This is a genomic window from Amycolatopsis decaplanina DSM 44594 (assembly GCF_000342005.1).
In the GTDB taxonomy this organism is placed as follows: Bacteria; Actinomycetota; Actinomycetes; order Mycobacteriales; family Pseudonocardiaceae; genus Amycolatopsis; species Amycolatopsis decaplanina.
In genome coordinates this window covers 1-15,070 of the sequence record NZ_AOHO01000064.1, presented here as the reverse complement: position 1 = coordinate 15,070, position 15,070 = coordinate 1, and the positions used below count along the sequence as shown (strand labels likewise).

11 protein-coding genes are annotated in these 15,070 nt (G+C 69.3%); 7 read left to right on the top strand and 4 right to left on the bottom strand.

The window, feature by feature from the left end; genetic code table 11:
* Positions 1 to 7: 7 nt before the first annotated feature.
* On the bottom strand, positions 8 to 898 hold the full coding sequence (locus tag H074_RS23655; protein WP_007032593.1) for an SDR family oxidoreductase: 891 nt from the start codon (positions 896 to 898) through the stop codon (positions 8 to 10).
* Between the two features lie 13 nt (positions 899 to 911).
* Entirely contained in the window at positions 912 to 2,330 is a 1,419-nt protein-coding gene (locus H074_RS23650; RefSeq protein WP_200865811.1) for an MFS transporter, read from the bottom strand.
* Between the two features lie 156 nt (positions 2,331 to 2,486).
* Here H074_RS23650 and H074_RS23645 point away from each other — a divergent pair, with 156 nt between their 5' ends.
* Entirely contained in the window at positions 2,487 to 3,404 is a 918-nt protein-coding gene (locus H074_RS23645; RefSeq protein WP_007032591.1) for a LysR family transcriptional regulator, read from the top strand.
* A 32-nt stretch (positions 3,405 to 3,436) separates the two neighbouring features.
* On the opposite strand, the gene H074_RS23640 is transcribed toward H074_RS23645, so the two are convergent.
* Both H074_RS23640 and acnA read right to left on the bottom strand, forming a co-directional pair.
* A complete protein-coding gene (locus tag H074_RS23640) occupies positions 3,437 to 4,240 on the bottom strand; it encodes an alpha/beta fold hydrolase (RefSeq protein WP_007032590.1) in 804 nt (267 codons plus the stop codon).
* A gap of 75 nt (positions 4,241 to 4,315) precedes the next feature.
* Positions 4,316 to 7,123 carry an aconitate hydratase AcnA gene (gene acnA, locus H074_RS23635; protein WP_007032589.1) on the bottom strand — a complete coding sequence of 936 codons (2,808 nt, stop codon included), beginning with the start codon at positions 7,121 to 7,123 and terminating at the stop codon, positions 4,316 to 4,318.
* Positions 7,124 to 7,510: 387 nt separating this feature from the next.
* Between acnA and H074_RS23630 the strand changes: the two genes are divergently transcribed.
* The 6 genes from H074_RS23630 to H074_RS23605 all read left to right on the top strand — a co-directional run bounded on the left by H074_RS23630 (position 7,511) and on the right by H074_RS23605 (position 14,912).
* Complete coding sequence (locus H074_RS23630; RefSeq protein ID WP_007032588.1) at positions 7,511 to 8,860, top strand: NlpC/P60 family protein; 1,350 nt, start codon at positions 7,511 to 7,513, stop codon at positions 8,858 to 8,860.
* 2 nt (positions 8,861 to 8,862) lie between these two features.
* Positions 8,863 to 9,405 (top strand): molybdenum cofactor guanylyltransferase, encoded by a 543-nt coding sequence (mobA, locus tag H074_RS23625; protein ID WP_007032587.1) that lies wholly within the window; start codon positions 8,863 to 8,865, stop codon positions 9,403 to 9,405.
* Positions 9,406 to 9,449: 44 nt separating this feature from the next.
* Complete coding sequence (locus H074_RS23620) at positions 9,450 to 11,732, top strand: hypothetical protein (protein WP_007032586.1); 2,283 nt, start codon at positions 9,450 to 9,452, stop codon at positions 11,730 to 11,732.
* A gap of 92 nt (positions 11,733 to 11,824) precedes the next feature.
* On the top strand, positions 11,825 to 12,892 hold the full coding sequence (locus H074_RS23615) for an AAA family ATPase (protein ID WP_007032585.1): 1,068 nt from the start codon (positions 11,825 to 11,827) through the stop codon (positions 12,890 to 12,892).
* Positions 12,893 to 13,050: 158 nt separating this feature from the next.
* The gene (locus H074_RS23610) at positions 13,051 to 13,935 is read left to right on the top strand and encodes a DUF58 domain-containing protein (RefSeq protein WP_225950060.1); all 885 of its coding nucleotides are present in this window, start codon (positions 13,051 to 13,053) and stop codon (positions 13,933 to 13,935) included.
* Positions 13,932 to 14,912: a VWA domain-containing protein gene (locus H074_RS23605; protein ID WP_007032583.1), complete on the top strand. Its 981-nt coding sequence runs from the start codon at positions 13,932 to 13,934 to the stop codon at positions 14,910 to 14,912. Before H074_RS23610 ends, H074_RS23605 begins: the two co-directional genes overlap by 4 nt.
* Positions 14,913 to 15,070: the final 158 nt, after the last annotated feature.

Below are 15,070 nucleotides of genomic sequence, written 5' to 3'. Positions count from 1 at the left end.
CTCTCGATCAGGCGTAGGCGCCGGCTTCGATGTCTTCGGCCAGGCTCGGTCCGTACGGGGTCCACTTGAGGAGTTCGCGAGTGCGCTCGTTGGACGCGGACATGTCCAGCGCGAAGAACCGGCCGACGAAGCCGAAGTGCTCGGCGGCGTTCTCCGGTGCCACGGACACCACCGGAAGGTCGAGCACCCGTCCGACGGCTTCGGCGATTTCCTTGGTGGTCACGGCTTCTTCCGCGACAGCGTGGAGCAACGAGCCGGTGGGCGCGCCTTCCAGCCCGAGCCGGACGAGCCGGGCCGCGTCGGCACGGTGCACGGCGGCCCAGGCCGCGGTGCCGTCACCGATGTAGCCGGACACGCCGTGCTTGTGAGCGGCCGCGACGATGGCGGCGAGGAATCCGTGGTCGCCCACGCCGTGCACTGACGGCGCGAAGCGGGCACTGATCACCCGCAAGCCCTTCTCGGCGTACTCGAGCGCGAGGTTCTCGCTACCGCCGCGATGGGAGTCGGGGCCGATGGCGGGGGAGAGGTCGGTCTCGGTGGCGGGGCGCCCCTTGGCCAGTGTGGAGAGGCCCGCGGCGAGAACGAAGGCCCTGCCCGTCCCGGTCAAGGCGTCGGCGAAGGTTTCGACGGCCGCCCGCTCGGCCCGGTTGGACTCGGCGGGGTTGCCCCAGTCGTGCTTGTTCGCCAGGTGGATGACGGCGTCGGTCTCTTCGGCGCCCGCGCGGAGGCCGTCGAGATCGTCCAGATCGCCCCGGCGGACCCGGGCGCCTTTCCGCTCCAGCGCGGCGGCGGAGGTGTCCGAGCGGGCGAGGCCGGTGACCTCGTGGCCGGCGTCGAGCAACTCGTCCACGACGGCCGAGCCGATCCAGCCGGTCGCCCCGGTGACGAATACGTGCATGGGAATACTCCTTCTACTTGGTGTTACGGGAAAGCCGTGATTGCAGGACGGCGAGCGCCCCGAGGACGAGCACGCTCGCACCGATCACCCGGAGGGCCGTGCTCGCGGCGGTGACGAACGCGGAGATCACTTCGGGGGAGCGTCCGGGGGCGGCGGCCAGCGCCTGCGCCACGGTGTGCGGATCGTGGTCCGAACGGATGCCGGACGGCAGCGCGGCGACGAACCGTCCGGTGAGGACGGTGCCGATGACCGCGACACCGAGCGCACTGCCGAACTCGCGGGTGGTGGCCTGCAGCCCCGCGCCGACACCGGCCTGCGCCGGAGGCAGCGAACCGGAGATCGCGGCGGACAGCGTCGGAAGGGCCGCCGTCACACCGATCCCGGTCACCACGAGCCAGGCCGCATAGACCGGATATGGCGTCGAAGTGTCGCTTGTGGACAGTCCGATGAGGCCGCAGCCGCAGAAGACGAACGCGATGGCGACAGTGGCGTCGACGCCGACGCGCTGGACGAGCCTGCCGGCGTGCCGTGCGCCGAGGATGACCGGGACGGTCAGCGGGATGATCCCGAGCCCGGTCAGCAGCACACTGAAACCCTTGCCGTACTGGAGGAAGGACGCGTTGACGTAGAACAGCGCGAACATCCCGAAGAAGATCGTGGTCATGCCGAGACAGGCGCTGCGCAGCGCGGGCACGCGGAACAACCGGGGATCGAGCAGCGGATGCCCGGCCTTCAGCTCCACGAACGTCCACAGGGCGAACAGCACGACCGCGCCGGCGAATCCGGCCAGGACGATCGGGCTGGTCCAGCCAGCTTCGGGACCTTCGACGATGCCGAGCAGCAACGCGACCGACGCGCAGACGAGCAGGACGGCGCCGAGCGGACTGAGCGGCCGGTCGTGCCGCGGGGACACCGGTGCGATCCGGGCGACGAGCGCGACGAGCACCAGCGAGAGCGGGACGGCGGCCGCGAACAGCCAGCGCCACGATCCGCCCGCCAGCACGGCGCCGCCGCCGACGTTCCCCACCACACCACCGATGCCGGTCATCGACGCCCAGGTCGCGATGGTCACGCCCTTGCGTTCGGCGGGGACGGCGTGCAGCAGGACGGCGAGCGTGTTGGGCAGTACCGCGGCGGCCCCGATCCCCGTGATCGCCCGGCCCGCCAGCAGGAACGGCACGTTCGGCGCGATCGCCGACAGCAGCGCGCCGGCCGCGAACAGAGCCAGGCCGGTGAGCAGGACCCCCTTGCGGCCGAAGCGGTCGCCCGCCGCTCCGCCGGGGATCACGAGACAGGCGAAGAAAACGACGTAGGTGTCGACGATCCAGATCAGCGCCGACGCGGACGGGTGGAGGTCGCTCGCGGCCAGCATCGGGACGGCGAGGTTGATCGCGGCGACCATCCCGACCATGAGCACGACACAGGCGCACATGGCGGCCGGCAGGCCGCGCCGCGAGGACGGACGGTCCGCCGCGGCTGCGGGGTTGTCGCGGAGTTGAAGTCGGAGTGGCATGTCCATGAAGCTATGGGCCAGCAGGTTCTTCATGCCACGCAACTTTGGCAAGTGAGAGTTGCGTATCATGCAACGATGGCCGATCAGCTGGACCTCAACCTTTTGAGGGTGTTCGACGCCTTGCTGCGGGAGGGCAGCGTGACGGCGGCCGCCGAACGTCTGCACCTGTCGATCCCGGCGGCGAGCCGGGCGCTGGGCCGGTTGCGACGGGCGATGGGAGATCCGATCCTGGTGCGCGCCGGCCGCGGGATGGTGCCGACGCCGTTCGCCCTCCGGACGGCTCCGCGGGTGCGATCGCTGCTCGACGAGGCGTCGGCCCTGATCAGCGCGGACCGTGAGCTGGCGATCGGCGACCTCGAACGCACCTTCACCATCCGCATCAACGACGGCGTCGCCGCGACACTGGTGACGGCCGCCGTCGAGGCGACCGCCGCCGTCGCGCCGGGCGTTGTCCTGCGCTTTGTCGCCGAAGGCAGCGAAAGCACCGAAGCCTTGCGAGACGGTTCGGTGGACCTGGACATCGGCGCGGGCGACATCGCGGCGCCCGATATCCATTCGGCGCTCCTGTACCACGAACGCGTGGTCGCGATCGTCAGGGCGGACGGTCCGCTCGGCGACGTTCGCCGTCCGACGCTGGCGCAGCTTTGCCGGTATCCCCACGTTTCCGCTTCACGGCGCGGCAGGGGCAGGGGGCCGCTCGACGACGTGCTGGAGGCGGCCGGTCTCCAGCGCCGGGTCGCGGCGGTCGTTCCCACCTCCGCCGTCGCCGCGTTCCTGGTCGCGTCGAGCGACTACATCGGGCTCGCGCCCCAGCGGCTCGCCGAGCAGTACGGCCGTTCGCTCGGCATCCGCTGGTTCCCGATCCCCGCGGATCTCCCGCGGATCGAGGTCTGCCAGCTTTGGCACGCGCGACTCGATGCCGACCCGGCCCAGCGCTGGCTGCGTGACACGATCCACGACGCGCTCGGGGACACCGGGAAGAAGACCTCGTGAGTGGTAAGGACGGTTAGAACCGTCCTCACCACTCACGAGCGGGCCAGGAAATCCAGCAGTATCCGGGAGAACTCGGCGGGTTTCTCCAGATTGATCATGTGCGCGGCCCCGGGGACGACCAGTTTCCGGGCGTCGCGTGCCTCGCTTTCGATCTGGTCGGCGATGGCGACGATGTCCGAGGAATCCAGATCTCCCACCAAGGTCAATGTGCGCGGGGTCAGCTCGCCGGTGCGTTCGATGGCGCGCAGTTCGTCCATCAGCGTGAAGCCGGCGAGTCCGTGCCGCACGACAGTCTGCGTGTACATCTCCTGGCACAGCCGCCGGACCCGCTGGTCGACGTTCGCGGGCGCCCGCCGGGGGCCATCCACCCACATGCGCAGGATGGCTTCGATGGCGGCGGGGAGATCGCCTCGGGCGCCCGCTTCTTCGAGTTTCTTGTTCTGTTCCAGGACGAAGGGGTCCTTCGCCACCATAGCGCTGAGGCCGGTGGCGACGAGGACGAGGTTCTCGACCAGATCCGGGTAGGTCAGCGCGAAATCGACCGCGATCCGCCCACCGCCGGACAACCCGACCAGTGACGCGCGGGGGAATTCCAGCGCGATCATCAGCTCGCGGAGATCCTCGTAGTGCCTGAACCGTTCTGTCGGCGTGGACGACTCGCCATGTCCGCGAGCGTCGTACCGGATGGCGGTGTGGCGCCGTTCGAGCGCCGTCATCTCGGCGTCCCACATTCGCGAGTCGAGGATACCGCCGTGGAGCAGGATGACGGGATCACCTTCGCCCCGGATCTCGTATGCGAGCTCGCCGTTCTCGACCTGGATCCGACCGTGGGCCATGTGTCCAAGCTACCGAAGAACATACGAAGGCCCCTTTCCCCAAAGTGCGGGGAAAGGGGCCTTCGTATGTGGTGCTTACGCCTGGGTCATCTTCCGCAGGACGTACTGCAGGATGCCGCCGTTGCGGTAGTAGTCCGCCTCACCCGGGGTGTCGATGCGGACGTCCGCGTCGAACTCCACCTTGGTGCCGTCGGTCTTCGTCGCGGTGACGTGGACCGTGCGCGGGGTCTCGCCGTCGTTCAGCTTCGTGATGCCCGAGATGTCGAACGTCTCGGTGCCGTCGAGGCCGAGCGACGAGGCCGACTCGCCCGCCGGGAACTGCAGCGGGATGACGCCCATGCCGATCAGGTTCGACCGGTGGATGCGCTCGAACGACTCGGTGATCACCGCGCGCACCCCGAGCAGGCGCGTGCCCTTGGCCGCCCAGTCACGGGAGGAACCGGAGCCGTACTCCTTGCCGCCCAGGACGACCAGCGGGATGTCCTGCGCCGCGTAGTTCTGCGCCGCGTCGTAGATGAACGCCTGCGGGGCGTCGTCCTGGGTGAAGTCGCGGGTGTAGCCGCCCTGGACGTCGTCCAGCAGCTGGTTGCGCAGCCGGATGTTCGCGAAGGTGCCGCGGATCATGACCTCGTGGTTACCGCGACGCGAGCCGTAGGAGTTGAAGTCCTTCTTCTCCACACCGTGCTCGGTCAGGTACTGCGCGGCCGGGGTGCCCGGCTTGATCGCGCCGGCGGGGGAGATGTGGTCGGTGGTGACCGAGTCGCCCAGCTTCGCCAGCACGCGCGCGCCGGAGATGTCGGTGACCGGGGAGGGCTTCGCCTGCATGCCCTCGAAGTACGGGGGCTTCCGGACGTAGGTGGACTCCGCGTCCCAGTCGAAGGTCTTGCCCTCGGGGGTCGGCAGCGACTTCCACCGCTCGCCACCGTCGAAGACGTCGGCGTAGTCCTTGGTGAACATCTCCTGCGTGATCGCGTAGTCGATGGTCTCCTGGATCTCCTTGGCCGACGGCCAGATGTCCTTCAGGAAGACGTCGTTGCCGTCGGTGTCCTGGCCGAGCGGCTGGTTCTCGAAGTCGAAGTCCATCGTGCCGGCGAGCGCGTACGCGATGACCAGCGGCGGCGACGCGAGGTAGTTCATCTTCACGTCGGGGTTGATGCGGCCCTCGAAGTTCCGGTTGCCCGAGAGCACCGAAACCGCGGTGAGGTCGTTCTCCTGGATCGCCGCGGAGATCTCGTCGGACAGCGGACCGGAGTTGCCGATGCAGGTGGTGCAGCCGTAGCCGACCAGGTGATAGCCCAGCTTCTCCAGGTACGGCCAGAGGCCGGCCTTGTCGTAGTAGTCGGTGACGACCTGCGAACCCGGCGCCATCGAGGTCTTGACCCACGGCTTGACCGCGAGACCCTTGTCGACCGCGTTCCGCGCGAGCAGCGCCGCGCCGAGCATGACCGACGGGTTGGAGGTGTTGGTGCACGAGGTGATCGAGGCGATCACCACGGCGCCGTGGTCGAGGATGAACTCGCCGCGGTCGGCGGTGCTGACCTTGACCGGGTTGGTCGGGCGGCCGCTGTGGCCGTTCGCCGCGGACTGGATCTCGACGGCGTCCTCGTCCTTGAAGGAGAGGGCGGCCGGGTCGCTGGCCGGGAAGGTCTCCTCGACGGTCTCGTCCACGTTGGTGTGCGGGACCTGCTCGCCGCCGACGTAGTCGTGGATCGACTTGCGGAACGAGTTCTTCGCGTCGGTGAGCTCGATGCGGTCCTGCGGGCGCTTCGGGCCGGCGATCGACGGGACGACCGTCGACAGGTCCAGCTCGAGGTACTCGGAGTACTCCGGCTCGTGCGACGGGTCGTGCCAGAGGCCCTGCTCCTTGGCGTAGGCCTCGACGAGCGCGACCTGCTCCTCGGACCGGCCGGTGAGCTTGAGGTAGCGGACGGTCTCCTCGTCGATCGGGAAGATCGCGGCGGTGGAGCCGAACTCCGGGCTCATGTTGCCGATGGTGGCGCGGTTGGCCAGCGGCACCGCGCCGACGCTCTCGCCGTAGAACTCGACGAACTTGCTGACCACACCGTGCTTGCGCAGCATCTCGGTGATGGTGAGCACGACGTCGGTGGCGGTCACGCCGGTCGGGATCTCGCCGGTGAGCTTGAAGCCCACGACGCGCGGGATGAGCATGGAGACCGGCTGGCCCAGCATGGCGGCTTCGGCCTCGATGCCGCCGACGCCCCAGCCCAGCACGCCGAGGCCGTTGACCATGGTGGTGTGCGAGTCGGTGCCGACGCAGGAGTCGGGGTACGCCTGGCCGTTGCGGGCCATCACCGTGCGCGCGAGGTGCTCGATGTTGACCTGGTGCACGATGCCGGTGCCCGGCGGGACGACCTTGAACTCGTCGAAGGCGCCCTGGCCCCAGCGCAGGAACTGGTAGCGCTCGCGGTTGCGCTCGTACTCGATCTCGACGTTGCGCTCGAAGGCGTCGGCGCGGCCGAAGACGTCGATGATGACGGAGTGGTCGATGACCAGCTCGGCGGGGGCGAGCGGGTTGACCTTGTCCGGGTCGCCGCCGAGGTCGGTGACGGCCTCGCGCATGGTGGCGAGGTCGACGACGCAGGGCACGCCGGTGAAGTCCTGCATGATCACGCGGGCGGGCGTGAACTGGATCTCGATCGACGGGTCGGCCTTGGCGTCCCAGTTGCCGAGCGCGCGGATGTGGTCGGCGGTGATGTTCGCGCCGTCCTCGGTCCGCAGCAGGTTCTCGAGCAGGATCTTCAGGCTGTAGGGAAGGCGCTGGGAGCCCTCGACCTTGTTCAGGCGGAACACCTCGTAGGAGGCGTCGCCCACCTTCAGCGTGTCTTTGGCGCCGAAGCTGTCCTTGCTGGCGGGTGCGGTCACTTCTAACTCCAGTGGCGGGTCAGTTCGGTGTGTTCTCCAGGTCGTTCGGGCCGACCCGGAGCGAGTGTTGCGCACCCCCACCGTAAGTCCGGACCCGGGATGGCACACCTCGTTCGTCCCTTCAAACAGTACGCCCGTCCTTTTTTAAATTCAAGTCGCCCCCGGGTTCCGGACCCTTGCCGCTCACTTTGACTTGGCAAGCCGACACGCGAGTCGTGCAGGTCTCATCGGCCTGCGGCCGTTCGAGTGGCGAAACGTTCGCTTGTTCGTCCCCCGTTGAGGGGAATTGGTGCCTACGGTGTGTAAGTTCCTGGTGGTGCTTCTGGTAATGCTGTGACGGCAGTGGCACAGTGACCTCGTCGTTCAAGATCAGGAGGTGGGCGGATCGTGCGTGGTGAAGCAGGGTCGGGGACCGGTGTCCGCCGTGGCATGACCATCGGCGCGCTCGGCATCGCCCTGTTGCTCGGCGTGACGGGTACGGCCGTCGCGGTTCCGCCGCCCCCGCCGAACCCCAGCGACTCCGAAATCAACTCCAGCAAGGCCGAGGCCAACGCCAAGGCCGGTGATGTCGGCAGGCTCACGAACCAGCTGGCCCAGGCCGAGTCGAAGCTCTCTCAGCTCAACGACGACGTCGAGCTGAAGATGGAAGAGGCCAACAAGGCGAGGGTCGACGCGGAGACCGCGCAGGACGAAGCCGCGCAGGCCGATCGCGAGGCGAAGTCCGCGCGCACCGAATCCGACGCCGCGCAGGCCGCCATCGACAAGGCTCGCGCCGACCTCGACAAGTTCGCCGCCGCCAGCTTCCAGCAGGGCAGCACCGTCGGCTCGGTCTCGGCGTACCTCACCGCCGACAGCCCCAAGGAACTGCTCGGCCGCGCCCAGCTGCTCGACGCGGTCGGCGGCAGCAGGCTCAACGCGCTCGACACGATGAAGCGCGCGCAGACGGACAAGTCCAACAAGGACGCGACCGCGCGCAAGAAGCTGGAGATCGCGCAGGAGCGCAAGCGCGCGGCCGAGGCGGCCAAACACGAGGCCGACAACGCGCAGAGCGCCGCGCAGCACGCGCAGGACACCCAGGCCACGCAGAACGAGAAGCTCGAAGCCGACAAGGCGAACGTCGAGAAGCAGCTCTTCGAAGCGCAGCAGAAGGTCAGCGGCCTGCAGGGGCAGCGGCAGCGCTACGAGGACTGGAAGGCGCAAAAGGCCCGCGAGGACGAGGAACGCGCTCGTCAGGCCGCTCTTGCCGCGTCGAGGCCCAGCCAGGGCGGCGGTGGCCGTCCGGCCGGCAGGCCCGTCCAGTCGGCCCCTGCCGGGGCGAGTGTCGAAGCCGTCGTCCAGCGGGCCCTGTCCCAACTCGGAGTGGTCTACGCGTGGGGTGGCGGCAACACCTCCGGCCCGACGCGGGGTATCCGCGACGGCGGCACGGCGGACCGCTACGGCGACTACAACAAGATCGGCTTCGACTGCTCGGGCCTGATGATCTACGCGTTCGCCGGGGTGAAGCCGCTCCCGCACTACAGCGGCTACCAGTACGACGCCGGGCGGAAGGTGCCGCTGTCCCAGATGCGCCGCGGCGACATGCTCTTCTGGGGCGGCAGCGCGCGGGGCATCCACCACGTCGCGATGTACCTCGGGAACGGGCAGATGGTCGAGGCGCCGCAGTCGGGCCTGCGGGTCCGGATCGCGCCGGTGCGCTACGGCGGCATCATGCCGTACGCGACCCGCTTGATCGGCTAGGCGTGGCGCACGCGGGGATCGTGCTGGCGGGCGGCGCCGCGCGTCGTCTGTCCGGTGTGGACAAACCCGCGCTGTCCGTTGGTGGCAAACCGTTGCTGGCCAGGGCATTGGCCGCACTGGCGGACGCGGATCCGGTGATCGTCGTCGGCCCGGAACGGCCGGGATTCGGCGACGTCGTCTGGACCCGCGAGTCCTCACCCGGAACGGGTCCGGTCGCCGCGCTGGCCGCCGGGCTCGCGTTGGTGCGCACGGAGATCGTCGTGGTGCTGGCCGGCGACCTCGCCGGCGTCCGGAAGTCCACCGTGGACCGGTTGCTGTCCGGGCTCGGTTCCGCCGCCGGAGCGGTGCTGGTCGACGCCTCGGGGGAGCGACAGTGGTTGCTCGGTGCCTGGCGTGCGGAGGCACTGCGCGACGCACTGCCGGAGAAGGTGGAGAACGCGTCGCTGCGGCGGACGTTGGGCGGGCTGGAGATCGTCGAGGTGCCCGAAGAGCCGGGCGAGAGCGACGACATCGACACGCCGGAGGATCTGAACCGGTTCTCCTGACCGAAGCAGGGGAACGCGGGGAGGCGGTTCGGCATCATAAGCCGGTGAGCGACCTGCATCCGGACGAATACGAGTCGGACCTCCTGCGTGACGGCGAAGGATTCATCGAGGATTTCGACACGTGGTCCTCGCTGCTCGCACTGGAGGACGTGCTCGACGAGGCGCTCGCCGAGCCGGAGATCGCCTCGGGACTCCGCAGGGAAGGACTGCGTGCCGAAGACGCCCGCGAGGCCGTTCTCGGCAACGTCACCGCGCTCGCGCGGATCCGGATGGAACGGGAGCGGGCGGGCGTGGTGTTCGAACGTCCCCGGCGTCTCCCGTTCCGGCGGGTGACCGCGCGGGAGGTGGGCTGGTTGCTCGTGACCTGTGCGCTCCTGGTGGGCTACCTCCGGATCCTGCGGCTGTCGTGGTCGTCGATGCCGCTGCCCTTCCAACTGGTCGGTGTGCTGGGGCTCGGCGCGGTGATCGGGATGGCCGTCCTGGTCATCGGCCGCCGGGTCCCCGGCCTGTTCGTCACGGAAGGCTGGGCACGCGCGGAGGAATGGGCGCATCCCGAGATGATCGGCCTGGGTGACCGGTGGGAGTACGCGCTGCGCGAGATCGTCTTGCCGGAACTCCGCGACTACCTGCGCGATCACCGGCGGATCCGAGAGGGGGTGGAGCTCGTCTTCGAAGAGCCGGATACCTCGACGGATCTGGAAGCGGGGCTCGTGCGGACGGCCGCGGTGAAGCGCCTCCGCAGGATCGTCGACCGGGCGGATTCGGTGGCCGTCGCGCTGGCCGGGCATCGCGGCACCGGCAAGACCACGTCGATCCGGTCGTTGGAGCAAGGCCTGCTGAGCCGGTCGGATCGGGCGGCGCCGCTGGTCGTGGTCGCCTCCGCGCCCGCCGCGTACGAGGCGCGCGACTTCGTGCTGCACCTGCACGCGCTGCTGTGCAAGGCGGTGCTGGCGAAGATCTCGAAGGACTCGCGAACGGTGTCCGGCCGTCTTCGGCGGCGGCGGATGCTCGGGCGAGCGCTCCGGAAGTCGTTGTCGTTCCTGGCGTTCTGGGGAGCGGCGGCGTCGGCCGTCTGGCTTCTCTGGGGCGGGACGCCGTGGCAGGACCTCTGGGTGCTCGCGCTCGATGTCGTGAACGGGCGTGTCACGCCTCAGCAGGTGTGGACGGGACAGCCGGTGGGGCGGCTCGTCGCCATCGGAGTGGTGTCGCTGTTCCTCCTGCGGCTGGTGTTCGGTGTGTCGGTCGCCGGTGCCGCGGTCGCCCGCCTGCTGATCGCGCGCCGCCGGGACGTTCGCCTGGCGGGCTTCCGGCGCCTGACCGAACAGCAACTCGACCGGATCCGGTTCCTGCAGACCTACACGACCGGATGGTCCGGGAAGCTCAGCATGCCGCTGAAGGGGGAAGCAGGCCGGACCTGGTCGACGCAACGTGCCGAGCAGCAGCTCACCCATCCCGAGGTCGTCGACAAGTTCCGGGAGTTCGCCGAAGAGGCGGCGCGACGGCTGGCGGCGGAGAGGGTCGCCGGCCGGGTCGTGATCGCCATCGACGAACTGGACAAGATCGGGGAGCCCGACAAGGCGCATCAGTTCATCAACGACGTCAAAGGTGTCTTCGACGTCCCGGGATGCCTGTTCTTCGTGTCCGTTTCGGACGATGCCGTCCTCGGCTTCGAACAGCGCGGGCTCGGCGTCCGCGACGCGTTCGACAGCGCGTTCTCGGAGATGTTGCGGCTCGAACCGTTCACTTTGGACGAGAGCAGGCTCTGGATCGCTTTGCGGCTGCGGGGGATCTCGGAACAGTTCTGCTACCTGGCGCACTGTCTGTCGGGCGGCCTGCCCAGGGACCTCAAACGCTGCGCCATCGAGATGGTCGATCTCGCGAGCGAGGTCTACCGGCCGTCACTGGAGATCGTCGCGCGAAGCCTCGTCACCGGGGAGCTGGCCGGCAAAGCCCGCGCCTTCACCGCCACCGCGGCCACTTTGGACCGGTCGCCGGAGCTGACGGCGCTCACCACGGAGCTGCTCGGCATCCCGGGGACGGAGGAGCCGGGGGAACTGGCCGGGATCGCCGAGCGGCTGGTGGCCGACGGCGACGGCGACGCCGCGGCGATCCGTGATCTGCGTTGGCACAGCGGCTGTTTCGTGCTGTTCTGCGCGACCGTGCTGGAGATCTTCGACGACACGCTGACCGGCGACCGGCTGACGCCGGCCCTGCACCGGCTCGCCGTCGTCCGGCAGCGGATGGCGATGCATCCGAAGCAGGCGTGGGACGACCTGGTGGAGTTCCGGAAGGCGCGCGAGGTCCCTTCACAGCCGTCATACCGCTGATCGGGTTGGCTACCGTCACGAACGGCTGTGTCACCGACCACTACGGTCACATCCGGACGCAAGAACGCAAGCGGGGAACACAGGAGGCACGAGTGACCGAGCCCGGCTACGCCGACGGCGCGCAGCAGCCCGGAACGCCGGCGCGGGACGCCCAGTTGCTGGAGCGGACCGTGTTCGAGGTCAAGCGGATCATCGTCGGCCAGGACAGGCTGGTCGAGCGGATGCTCGTCGGCCTGCTGGCCAGGGGACACCTCCTGCTCGAAGGCGTCCCCGGTGTCGCGAAGACCCTCGCCGTCGAGACCTTCGCGCGAGTGGTCGGCGGTTCGTTCTCGCGTGTGCAGTTCACTCCGGACCTGGTCCCCGCCGACATCCTCGGCACCCGGATCTACCGGCAGGGGGCCGAGCGGTTCGACGTCGAGCTCGGCCCGGTGGTGGCGAACTTCGTGCTCGCCGACGAGATCAACCGCGCGCCGGCGAAGGTGCAGTCGGCGATGCTCGAGGTGATGGCCGAGCGGCACGTGTCGATCGGCGGCCAGACCTTCCCGATGCCCGACCCGTTCCTCGTGCTCGCCACGCAGAACCCGATCGAGAACGAGGGTGTGTACCCGCTGCCCGAGGCGCAGCGCGACCGCTTCCTGTTCAAGATCGTCGTCGAGTACCCGACGGCCGAGGAAGAGCGCGAGATCATCTACCGGATGGGCGTCACCCCGCCCACTCCGCAAGAAGTGCTGACCCCGGCCGAGCTGGTCCGGCTGCAGAACGTCGCTTCGCAGGTCTTCGTGCACCACGCGCTGGTCGACTACGTCGTCCGCCTCGTGCTCACCACCCGTACACCGAACGACCACGGGCTCGCCGACGTCGCGGGCTGGGTGTCTTACGGTGCCTCGCCGCGTGCCAGCCTCGGCATCATCGCCGCGGCCCGTGCGCTGGCGCTGGTCCGCGGCCGGGACTACGTACTGCCGCAGGACGTCGTCGACGTCGTTCCCGACGTGCTGCGTCACCGGCTCGTGCTGTCCTACGACGCGCTCGCCGACGGCGTCCCCATCGACCACATCATCACGCGGGTGCTGCAGACCGTACCGCTGCCGCAGGTCTCGGCCCGTCCGCAGGGCGGCGCCGGGCAGGGCGGCCCGGTCCCGGCCGGCGCACCCGTCAGGTAGGGCCGGTAGGCGGAGCTGAAGATGTACCAGGAAAGGCGACCAAATGCGTGAACCCCGACGTCGGTCGCGGGTTCACCAACAGGATTGAAGGAATCCGAGTGAAGAACGAGAAGGGCGAACGTCCTTCCTGGGCTCCGCCGGTACTCCGCGGGGAGCGGATGGAAGCGGGCCTGCGCACGCTCGAACTCGACGTGCGCCGCCGTCTCGACGGTCTGCTTCAGGGAAACCATCTCGGCCTGGTACCGGGGCCCGGTTCGGAACCGGGGGAGGCCCGGCCGTACCAGCCCGGTGACGACGTCCGCCGGATGGACTGGGCGGTCACCGCGCGGACGACGAGCCCGCACATCCGGGAGACCGTCGCCGACCGCGAACTGGAGACGTGGCTGGTGGCGGACGTGTCCGCGAGCCTCGACTTCGGTACCGCGCTGTGCGAGAAGCGCGACCTGGTCGTCTGCGCGACGGCCGCGGTCGCCCATCTGACCGGCGGTGGCGGCAACCGGATCGGCGCGCTCGTCTCCAACGGTGCGGGCAGCATCACGCGGATCCCGGCGCGCGGCGGGCTCCCGCACGCGCGGGGACTGGTCCGCAAGATCGCCGAGACCCCGCGTGCCGAGGAAGGTGTCCGCGGGGATCTCGCCGCGGCACTGGAGAAACTGCGCCGCCCGCCGCGTCGTCGCGGCCTCGCCGTCGTGATCTCCGACTTCCTCGGCGACACCGAATGGCAGCGCCCGTTGCGCGCGCTCGGCGGCCACCACGACCTCATCGCCATCGAAGTCCTCGACCCGCGCGACATCGACCTGCCCGACGTGGGCACCGTCGTGCTGGCCGACCCGGAGACAGGGAAACAGCGCGAAGTGCACGCTTCGGCCTTGCTGCGCAAGGAATTCGGCGCCGCGGCGCACGCTCACCGGCAGGAGGTCGCGGCCGCGCTGCGCCGGGCCGGTGCCGCGCATCTGGTGCTGCGCACCGATTCGGACTGGATCGCGGACATGGTCCGGTTCGTGGTGGCCCGCAAGCGCCGCTGGTCCGGTGGTGTCGCGTGAGCCTGACCGGATTCGCGTCGCCGTGGTGGTTCCTGCTGCTGCTGGCGGTCGCCGCGGTGGCCGTGGGCTACGTGCTCTCCCAGCGCGCGCGGCGCAAGCGCACGATGCGGTTCGCCAACCTGGAACTGCTGGAGAAGGTCGCGCCGAAGAGCCAGGGGTGGGTGCGGCACGTTCCCGCCATCCTGATCGTGCTGTCGCTGCTGGTGCTCACCGTCGCCCTCGCCGGGCCGACGGCCGAGCAGAAGGTGCCCCGCAACCGGGCCACCGTGATGCTGGTGATCGACACCTCGCTGTCGATGGAAGCGACCGACGTCGCCCCGACCCGGTTGAAGGCGGCCCAGGAGTCGGCGCGTTCGTTCGCGCAGAACATGACCCCGGGGGTGAACCTCGGGCTTATCTCCTTCGCGGGGACGGCGACCGTGCTGGTCGCGCCGACCACTGATCGCGGCGGCGTGGTGAAGGCGATCGACAATCTCAAGCTGGCGCAGTCGACGGCCACCGGCGAAGGGATCTTCGCCGCGTTGCAGTCGATCGAGAGCTTCTCGGCGATCGTCGGTGGCGCCGAAGGCCCGCCGCCCGCCCGGATCGTCCTGATGAGCGACGGCAAACAGACCGTCCCGGACGACCTGTACGCCCCGCGCGGCGGCTACACGGCCGCGCAGGCCGCGAAGCAGGCCCAGGTGCCGATCTCGTCGATCTCGTTCGGGACCACGCACGGTTCGGTCGACATCGACGGCAAACCGCAGGACGTGAAGGTCGACGACGAATCGCTGGAGGAGATCGCGCGGCTTTCGGGCGGTGACTTCTACAAGGCGGCGAGCGCGGACGAGCTGAAACGGGTGTACGACGACCTCGGCGAGCAGATCGGGTACGAGCTGAAGGACGCCGACGCGAGCAAGCCTTGGGTCATCATCGGGACTTTGGTGCTGATGATCGGTGCCGCGGCTTCGCTCTTCCTGGGGCAGCGCCTGCCTTAGACCGGTCCTGGAGGCACGGACGGAGTCAGGGCGCGGTAAGGCATTGGGGCGCGTCTCGTGAGTGGTAAGGACGGTTAGAACCGTTCTTAGAGCGTGTCTTTGAACCTGACTGGGTGGTCCTGGCGCGCTTAGTGGCGGGTCAGGCGCCTGGTCATCAT